This window comes from Rahnella sp. ChDrAdgB13 (assembly GCF_017655185.1).
In the GTDB taxonomy this organism is placed as follows: domain Bacteria; phylum Pseudomonadota; class Gammaproteobacteria; order Enterobacterales; family Enterobacteriaceae; genus Rahnella; species Rahnella contaminans.
In genome coordinates this window covers 1-9709 of record NZ_JAEMGT010000049.1, presented here as the reverse complement: position 1 = coordinate 9709, position 9709 = coordinate 1, and the positions used below count along the sequence as shown (strand labels likewise).

Below are 9709 nucleotides of genomic sequence, written 5' to 3'. Positions count from 1 at the left end.
TTATGAGGCGATGCTGCATTTTACCTGCGGCATCATTATCTGGAATAAAATCCTATTGGGATAGGCTCTAAGAAATGGAATTCATCAGGACACATTTGCTTGATCGGCTAACCATTATAAGTACCCACTCTTTTGCATTGTGACGGAGTGAGTTTAATCCCAGGCAGGGTATTAAAGTGGCAGATAATCAGGTAGTTGGCGGCACGGCAGGTGCATCTTTACAGCCGGGTCTGATCGAATCCGTTCGCAGCACACTTTCCGAGCAGGCCGATGCGTTGCAACGCCTCTCTGCTCAGCTCGACAGCGTCCAGTATCAGAAAGCATTAAAACTGATTATGGAATGCAAAGGCCACGTCATCCTTTCTGGCATGGGAAAGTCAGGCCATGTGGGGCGTAAAATCTCCGCGACGCTGGCCTCGACCGGCACTCCAAGCTTCTTTATTCATCCGGCAGAAGCCTTTCATGGCGATCTGGGAATGATCACGCCGTATGACCTGCTGATCCTGATTTCAGCCAGCGGTGAAACGGACGAAATTCTCAAGCTCATTCCTTCTCTGCGTCAGTTCGGTAACCGGATTATCGCGATCACAAATCACAGCGCATCGACGCTGGCGAAATATGCTGACGCCACGCTTGAGCTGATGATGGAAAGCGAAAGCTGCCCGAATAATCTCGCGCCGACAACGTCAACGACGCTAACCATGGCAATTGGCGATGCGCTGGCCGTTGCCCTGATCCATCAGCGTAAATTCCTGCCGACGGATTTTGCACGTTATCACCCGGGCGGTTCTCTGGGCCGCCGTTTGCTGACCCGCGTAGCGGATGTCATGCAAACCAACGTGCCGACCATTCAGGAAGATACGTTGTTCCGCCAGGTGATCTCAGCAATTACCTGCGGGTGTCAGGGCATGGTGGCCGTTAATAATGCCCGGCAGCAACTGGTCGGCATTATTACTGACGGCGATTTACGCCGTTATATGGAAAAGAATGCTCAGCTCGACTGCGCTTGTGCCGCCGACATGATGACCCGCTCGCCACTGACATTACCGGCGGACATGATGATTACGGATGCAGAAACGCTGATGCAGAAACATCGGGTTTCCGTATTGCTGGTCACCAATAAAGAGAAAAACGTCGCCGGTCTGGTGCGCATTTTCGACTGAAATAATATTTGAAATAATTACGCACCGTGAGTATTCCGCAGGGGAAATAAGGCAGATTCACGGGACTTTTAATAAAGCACGACGCTAAAAGCGTGCTATTTGTCATGATGATAATAAATAAATGCTTATTGAAAAAATGAAGTCTGCCTGGCCCGGGGAACATATTGCCCGGGTTCGTCGATCTCCGCATTTTAGTATGGCTACGCTGAACCGCAATTTGGGCAAAATTGTGGTGGGATTGCCGATGGCGTTGCTGATTATCTATCTGGTGATTTTCAGCCACCCGCGTTATCTCAGCGAATCTACGGTTGCGATTAAAAGCTCAAACGACATCAGTGGCTCCAGTCTGAATGTCGGCTTGCTGCTGGGCGCTGCAAACCCAAGCACTGCTCAGGACGCAATGTATTTAAAAGAATACATAAACTCGCCTGACATGATGATGGCGCTCGATAAGCAACTCGACTTCCATTCTGCCTTTGCAAAAAGCGGCCTGGATTTCTTCTACCGTCTGCCAAAAGACGCGACAAGCGAACAATTCCTCAACTATTACCGCGACCGTATTTCCGTCACTTATGACGATAAAACAGGCCTGTTAACCATCGGCACGCAGGGTTTTACGCCTGAATTTGCCAAACAGTTCAACAATGCGGTTTTGAAAGAATCCGAACGCTTCATCAACGAAATCTCCCATAAGATTGCGCGTGACCAGCAAGCCTTTGCCGAAAAGGAAATGCTTGATGCGCGGGCGCGTCTGAACGTCAGCAAAACACAGTTACTGGCTTATCAGAACCAGAACAACATTCTTGATCCTGAAGCTCAGGCCGTGGCCGCCACCTCGCTGGTGAACACAATGGTCGGGCAAAAAATCCAGATGGAAGCCGAGTTGCGCAATCTGCTGACCTATCTGCGTGAAGATGCGCCGCAGGTGATCAGTGCGCAGAATGCGATTACGTCGCTGGGCAAACAGATTGATCAGGAAAAAAGCAAAATCACCGCGCCGGATGGCCGTCAGCTGAACAGCATGGCGGTTGATTTCGAAGAGATTAAGGCAAAAGTTCAGTTCGACACCGACCTGTACAAGCTCACGCTGACGTCGATTGAAAAGACCCGTGTCGAAGCCGCCCGCAAACTGAAAGTGCTGTCGGTGATCAGCTCGCCGCAACTGCCGCAGGAATCCAGCTTCCCGAATGTGCCTTACATGATTGCCAGCTGGCTGCTGGTCTGCTGCCTGCTGTTCGGGACGATCAAATTATTGCTGGCGGTCATCGATGACCACAAAGATTAATGCGGTTTGTTCCGCTGCCCTTTTAGCCTGAAGAATCGCACACAGAGCTTGTTATGAAATTATTGAAGTCCGTTTTGATTTTGCTGGCCTGCCAGCTCACCCAGGCGAATGCCGTGGGAATTAATGCCGATCCGAACATGACCGGTGCGGCACCTTTGCCGACATTTTTGACCGGCCAGACGCAGCAAACGTCGTCGGATACCGGGTTTGATGATTCTCCACCGCCGCCGGTTCCGGCGGTGATGAGCCGTATGTTTGGTGCGCAGTTGTTCACCGGCGGTGCGGCGGCGGATAACGCGGCAAGTATTGGTTTTAACCCGAACTACGTGGTCGGGCTGGGCGATCAGGTTCAGATCCGCCTCTGGGGCGCTTTCAACTTTGACGGCGCGCTGACTGTTGACCCCAAAGGCAATATCTTCCTGCCAAACGTTGGCCCGCTCAAAGTTGCCGGTATTTCTAACAGCCAGCTGAACAGTGTGATCACCACCAAAGTGAAACAGGTTTATCAGGCCAACGTAAACGTCTACGCCTCGTTGTTACAGGCGCAACCGGTAAAAGTCTTTGTGACCGGTTACGTCACTAACCCCGGCTTATACGGCGGTGTGGCGTCTGATTCTCTGCTCTCTTACCTGAGCAAAGCGGGCGGCGTCGACACCGAACGCGGCAGCTATGTCGATATCGTGGTGAAACACAACGACCGCGTGCGTTCGCGCATCAATCTTTATGACTTTTTGCTGAACGGCGATCTGCGCCTGTCACAATTCTCTGATGGCGACACCATCGTTGTCGGGCCACGTCAGCACACGTTCAGCGTGGAAGGCGACGTCTTCAACAGCTACGACTTTGAATTCCGCGACAGCACGATCCCGGTCAGCGAAGCCCTGAGCTGGGCACGTCCGAAACCGGGCGCGACGCACATGACCATCATCCGCCAGCAGGGCAGCATGAAACGCAGCGAATACTACCCGCTGAGCTCTGCGCCGGGCCGGTCATTGCAGGATGGCGATAAGCTGATCATCAGCTCTGACCGCTATGCCGGCACCATTCAGGTGCGCATCGAAGGCGCACATTCCGGTGAACACGCCGTGGTACTGCCGTATGGCGCCACCATGAGCCAGCTGTTGCCGAAAATCCGCACCAACTCCATGTCGCAGATCAATGCCATTCAGCTGTACCGCCGCTCCGTGGCGATCCGCCAGAAAGAGATGCTGGATCTGACCTTGCAGAAACTGGAAGAAGCGTCTCTTTCTGCCCAGTCCTCCACCCAGGAAGAAGGGCGTCTGCGCGCGCAGGAAGCGCAACTGGTCAGCCGCTTTGTGAATAAAGCGCGTCAGGTGGTGCCGAAAGGTGAAGTGGTCCTGAACGAAGACAACCTGAACCAGGTGATCCTGGAAGATGGCGACGTGATTAATATTCCGGAAAAAACCTCACTGGTCATGATCCACGGCGAAGTGCTGTTCCCGAACGCCGTCAGCTGGCAGAAAGGGCTGAGCCCGGAAGATTATATCGAGAAAGTCGGTGGCTTTACGCAGAAAGCGGGTAACTCGAAAGTCATCCTGATTAAACAGAACGGCGAAGCGATTAACGCGGATGACGTGAAAACGCTGCAACCGGGCGATGAGCTGATGGTTCTGCCGAAGTATGAATCGAAGAACATCGAAGTCACGCGCGGTATCTCGACGATCCTGTATCAGCTGGCCGTTGCCGCGAAAGTGGTGCTGACAATTTAATGATCGGGATCTTTTCTGCGGGCATTCAGCGCATCCCGCATCTGGAAGCATTTCTCGGTGAACCGTGCCGCAAGCTTTCGTTGCTGCGGCCGGTGCCGGATGACATCACGCGGATTACCGTGTGGGGTTACCGGCCAACGGGCGCGAAAGCCGTTGCGCTGGCCGAAAAATCTGGCCTGCCGGTATTGCGCCTTGAGGACGGTTTTATCCGTTCTCTGGGGCTGGGCGTTTCAGGATGTCCGCCGCTTTCCATGGTGCTGGACACGCAGGGCATGTACTACGACGCCTCGCAGCCGAGCACGCTGGAAACGCTGATCCATCAGCATGAAGAGAACCGCCTGCTGCACGACGATGCCCGTCAGGCGATGCAGATGATCGTCGACGGTGACCTGTCGAAATACAACCAGGCACCGGTGTGTACCCTGGCGCAACCGGAACAGGGCGCGGTGCTGGTCGTCGATCAGACCTTTGGCGACATGGCCGTCGTGTACGGCAACGCCGGGAAAGAACAGTTCGACAATATGCTGCAAGCGGCGCTGGCTGAAAACCCGCAGTCTGAGATTTGGGTGAAGGTGCATCCTGATGTGTTATCGGGGAAAAAAGCCGGTTACTTCACGCAGCTCGGGGAGCAGGCGAAACAGGATCCGCGCATAAAACTGATTGCGCAGGACGTCAGCCCGCAGTCGTTATTGCAACGCGTCAGCCGCGTGTATGTGGTGACGTCGAATTATGGTTTTGAAGCGCTGATCGCCGGTAAACCGGTCAGCGTGTTTGGTCAGCCGTGGTACGCGGGTTGGGGGCTGACGGATGACCGTCATGCGCTAGCCGCAGAACTTCGCGTCCGACGCGGTAACGCCAGCATCGAGGATTTATTCGGGGCAGCCTGTTTGCGTTACAGCAGATATCTGAACCCGGTAAACGGCCAGGCGGGAACGTTATTTGACGTACTGAACTGGTTGCTGATGCAGCGTCAGCATCACCAGCAGCGGACAGGGCGCTTGTGGTCGCCGGGTCTGACGCTCTGGAAGCGCAGCATTCTTGCACCGTTCCTGCGGACCAAAACAAACAAAGTGAATTTCAGTAAACGTCATGCCGGTGAATCCGCCTGCGTGGTGTGGGGCACCAAAGGCGAACGCCGCTGGCACGAGGATGCACAAAGAAAAAGACTCCCGCAATGGCGAATGGAAGATGGATTTCTGCGTTCGGCCGGGTTGGGTTCTGATTTGCATCCGCCGCTTTCTCTGGTGCTGGATAAAACCGGTATTTACTACGACGCCACGCGGCCAAGTGACCTCGAAACGCTGCTCAGTGCGAGCCGTCTGACCGGTTTCCAGCAACAACGCGCAACACGACTGCGCCAGAGACTGGTGGCCAGCAAAGTCAGTAAATACAACCTCGGCGCGGCGTTTACGCTGCCAGCCGGAGCCAGCGGAAAGACCGTGATTCTGGTGCCGGGACAGGTGGAAGACGACGCGTCGATCCTGACCGGGACGATGGGATTACGCACCAACGGCGAGCTGTTGCGCACGGTGCGGGAACGCCACCCGGATGCCTACATTATTTATAAGCCGCACCCGGATGTTCTGGTGGGGAACCGGCAGGGAAATATTCCTGCTGAAGATGTCAGCCGGTGGGCAGACAGTCAGGCCCTGGATGCGGACATAATCCAATGTATTCAGGCTGCTGATGAATTGCACACCCTGACGTCATTGTCAGGTTTTGAAGCCTTACTCCACGGCAAAAAAGTGGTGTGTTACGGCATGCCTTTTTATGCCGGTTGGGGACTGACGCACGATGAACATACCTGTTCACGCAGAACGCGCAGCCTCACATTAGACGATGTGGTTTATCAGGCGCTGATTGCCTACCCGTCGTATATCGACCCGCATAGCCGGGAGCCTATTTTAGCGGAGCAGGCGGTTGAACTTCTTGCTGCGACGCCACGGGCGCAAATGCAATTCTCAAAGATTAAGGCGGGCAGGATAGTTCGCTATTACAGGAAACTGCTCATGTTGATCCGGGTGACATTGACCACCTGAACCAGCCTCTTTTAAGCTTTTTGCGTAAATGGACACGGACAGAAATGGACAGTAAGGCGCTTACGACATTACTTTCTGGTAAAAAATATCTGCTGTTGCAGGGGCCGATGGGGCCTTTCTTCAGTGATTTAGCACAGTGGCTGGAGTCACTGGGGCGTGAAGCGGTGAACGTCGTTTTCAACGGCGGTGACAGATTGTATTCGCGAAAGCGTGAATACCGTTTGTACCAGCAGACGCCTCAGGAGTTTCCGACCTGGCTGAAAGAAACCTGGCAGGAGTACGACTTCGACACCATCGTGTGTTTCGGGGATTGTCGTCCGCTGCATCAGGCGGCTAAACGCTGGGCGCAGGCCAAGGGCGTGAGATTCCTCGCCTTCGAGGAAGGCTACCTGCGGCCGCATTACATCACGCTGGAACAAGGTGGCGTGAACGCCTATTCCGGCCTGCCGCGCGACGCGGAGTTCTACCGCAGCCTGCCAACAATGACTATGCCGGAAATCGAGCACCTGAAACCTTCAGGCTGGCAGCGCGTCCGCCACGCGACCGTATATTATCTCGCCGGATGGCGCTATCGCCATGATTTCCCGAAATACCGCCATCACAAATCCTTCTCGCCGTGGTACGAGGCGCGTTGCTGGACCCGTGCTGCCTGGCGTAAAAAACTGTATGCCTTCCGTCAGCGCCATGTGTTGCAGCAACTGCAAACAGATCTGGATCAGCGCTATTATCTGGCCATTTTGCAGGTGTATAACGACAGCCAGATCCGTAACCACAGCCCGTATAACGACGTGCGTGATTACATTAATGAAGTGATGCACTCGTTCGCTAAAAAAGCGCCTTCAACCGAGTTTCTGGTGATTAAACATCACCCGATGGACAGGGGGCACCGTCTGTACGGACCGCTTATCCGCCAGCTGGGTAAAAAATACAGTATCGCTAACCGCGTTATTTACGTGCATGACCTGCCGATGCCTGAGTTGCTGACACACTCCAAAGCCGTGGTTACGATTAACAGCACTGCCGGTATCTCTGCGCTTATCCATAACAAGCCGCTGAAAGTGATGGGCAGCGCGCTGTATGACATTAAAGGCATTACCTATCAGGGACATCTGAACCAGTTCTGGACCTCAGGATATAAGCCGGACATGAAACTGTTCAAACAATTCCGTCTATACTTGCTGCAAAATACGCAGATTAATGCGGTGTATTATGGCGGTCGCAAAGCCGATATTGCTGCAATAGCCGACAGCCAGTATCAGCCGGTATTTATCAGCCAAAAGCTGCTGATGAATTACATCAAGCGACAACCTTCGTAACGATCACCTTTGAGGAATATGCTCAGATGCAAAAATGTTTACCGATCAAACTCTGCGCATATTTCTCATTACCCATCCTGCTTCCCTTGGTTCTTTCCGCCTGCGCGGACGCCGTTCCTTCGATGCATTCTCATGAGTGCGAACTGCCTGATGTCCGCGGTAATACCACGCTATCCCCTCACTGCGTTTATAAAGAAGCGGTCATCATCACCAGCAGCAATACCACGTTAGACTGCCGGGATGCGGTGCTCGAGGGGGACAATCAACGCCCTTTTGGCATACTGATCAACAGCAAGGGTAAGCCGTTATCCGCTGTCACTGTCCGTAACTGCAAAGTGCACAACTTTACCCACAGCGGCATCCGTATCACTTCCGACATCGCCGCCAACAAACTCAGCGCGAACCATGAAGAAAACTACCGCCGGACACCGACACGGATAACCCTCGAAAACGTTGAAGTCACCGGCAGCGGACGCGTAGGGATATACTTTGACGATTACGTCACTCATTCGACGTTGAGCCACTCGGTTGTCCGCGACTCGTATATGTCGGGTATCTACCTGGAACATTCATCGCGCAATAACAAAATCGTGGATAACCAGATTATCAATAATGGACATGAGAGTTTCGGCAAGGGAAAGCGGGAGGGATTAGCGGTGGACTCATCGGCATACAATCTTATTGAAGGTAACCGGTTTGAATCGAACGGGGCAGGGGGCGTATTTCTGTATAAGAACTGCGGCGAGCATTTCAGCACAGGCAAATCCGTGATCCGCTGGCAGCACAGCGACTACAACGTCATTCGCAATAACACCTTTGTAAATGAACCCGTGGGCATCTGGCTGGCATCCCGGCAGAACCGGGACTTATCAGGATTTGATTGCGGGGATAAACCGAGGGATGGAAGCCTTAAGTTTTATCGTGATTATGCCGATAATAATGTGGTGGAGGGGAATCGGTTTGATGGAGTCAGCACGAAAGTGGTTGACGATGGAAAAGGCAATTATATAAACAGATATTTTGATTCCAAATGGTTAATTTAATATTTTATACAAAATAGATAAAATATTGGATCTAAAATTAATAATAAGGCCGTATGAAAATGGTTAAATTTGATAAGCTGACTGAAGCTATTTTTAGTAAGTATGAATTAAATAAATCGATATCCATGGTTGCCTCCACATTGGAGTTGAGTGATGAATTGTCGTATTTTTCTATCGGCGAAAATACTAAGCTTGTAAATGCGCACGTGACGATTATGGAAGGCGGAAGATTAACTATCGGTAATTTTTGTGAAATTAGGGGCCGGATAATTGTTGGTGAAGGTTGCACCTTAGAAATAGGGCATGGTTTAAGCTGTAATGATGCTATCAAAATTCAAATCGTAGAGTATGGCAAAGTAACAATTGGTAATGATTGCCTCTTCGCGAATCCGAAGATTTTTAATTCTGATATGCATTCGATATTTTCTGATGATACTGGCCAACGTTTAAATAAAGCTAAGGATGTATTGATCGGAAATAGAGTATGGCTTGCGACGGATTGCTTAATATTGAAAGGAACAAATATAAAGTGTGATTCAGTTGTTGGTGCGGGGGCTATCACTAGCGGGTTTTATGAAAAAAAATCCTTAATTGTAGGAAATCCAGCAAGAGTTGTTAAATCTAATATTTGCTGGACTAGGTCATTAAAAGAGAACAACTTAATTAAGTTTGATGATAATTTTTCCTTAGCAAACTTCAGGGCTTGTGCAACTTCATTTGAACACAAAAAAGTTATAGATATGGCAGGAGAGTATATCGAATTTTGGGCGAGGATGGATGGCAGTAATTATTTTATTTTTTATTACTTGGCTAGATCTATTCTTATTGCTAAGTTCAAAGAGCAAAACGTTTTTGACTACTTCATAAATAACAAGTTGATATCCATTGAACTGTTAGCTGATATCCTACAAAGATGCTTTGAGATGAGTGATAGGAAGAATTACATTTGTGGAGCCTATGCATATCTAGCTTGCAAAATGGCTGGTAAAAAAGATACTGCCAATGTGTTATATAGAGAAATACTTCCAGTTTGGGAACATATTAGTGACCATCGTTTCAAAGAAAATTGGATAGCATAATTAACTATTACATACGTTAATTATTAGGTAGGTCTAAATGGATGACCTACCTAA

General features: G+C 51.0%; 7 protein-coding genes. All 7 read left to right on the top strand.

The features are described 5' to 3' along the window. The first annotated feature begins 176 nt into the window (after positions 1-176). A complete protein-coding gene (locus J8X26_RS14635; RefSeq protein ID WP_208951240.1) occupies positions 177-1163 on the top strand; it encodes an SIS domain-containing protein in 987 nt (328 codons plus the stop codon). Between the two features lie 196 nt (positions 1164-1359). Beyond that, positions 1360-2448, top strand: coding sequence for a capsule biosynthesis protein (locus J8X26_RS14630; RefSeq protein ID WP_371819738.1), 1089 nt, complete (start codon positions 1360-1362; stop codon positions 2446-2448). 53 nt (positions 2449-2501) lie between these two features. After that, positions 2502-4178 (top strand): polysaccharide biosynthesis/export family protein, encoded by a 1677-nt coding sequence (locus J8X26_RS14625; RefSeq protein ID WP_152324281.1) that lies wholly within the window; start codon positions 2502-2504, stop codon positions 4176-4178. Next, the gene (locus tag J8X26_RS14620; RefSeq protein WP_208951239.1) at positions 4178-6217 is read left to right on the top strand and encodes a capsular polysaccharide biosynthesis protein; all 2040 of its coding nucleotides are present in this window, start codon (positions 4178-4180) and stop codon (positions 6215-6217) included. Before J8X26_RS14625 ends, J8X26_RS14620 begins: the two co-directional genes overlap by 1 nt. A 44-nt stretch (positions 6218-6261) precedes the next feature. Then, positions 6262-7533 carry a capsule biosynthesis protein gene (locus J8X26_RS14615; RefSeq protein WP_208951238.1) on the top strand — a complete coding sequence of 424 codons (1272 nt, stop codon included), beginning with the start codon at positions 6262-6264 and terminating at the stop codon, positions 7531-7533. A 26-nt stretch (positions 7534-7559) separates the two neighbouring features. Further along, the gene (locus J8X26_RS14610; RefSeq protein ID WP_208951237.1) at positions 7560-8576 is read left to right on the top strand and encodes a right-handed parallel beta-helix repeat-containing protein; all 1017 of its coding nucleotides are present in this window, start codon (positions 7560-7562) and stop codon (positions 8574-8576) included. A gap of 59 nt (positions 8577-8635) precedes the next feature. Continuing rightward, positions 8636-9655 carry an acyltransferase gene (locus J8X26_RS14605; RefSeq protein ID WP_208951236.1) on the top strand — a complete coding sequence of 340 codons (1020 nt, stop codon included), beginning with the start codon at positions 8636-8638 and terminating at the stop codon, positions 9653-9655. The last annotated feature ends 54 nt before the right edge of the window (positions 9656-9709 follow it).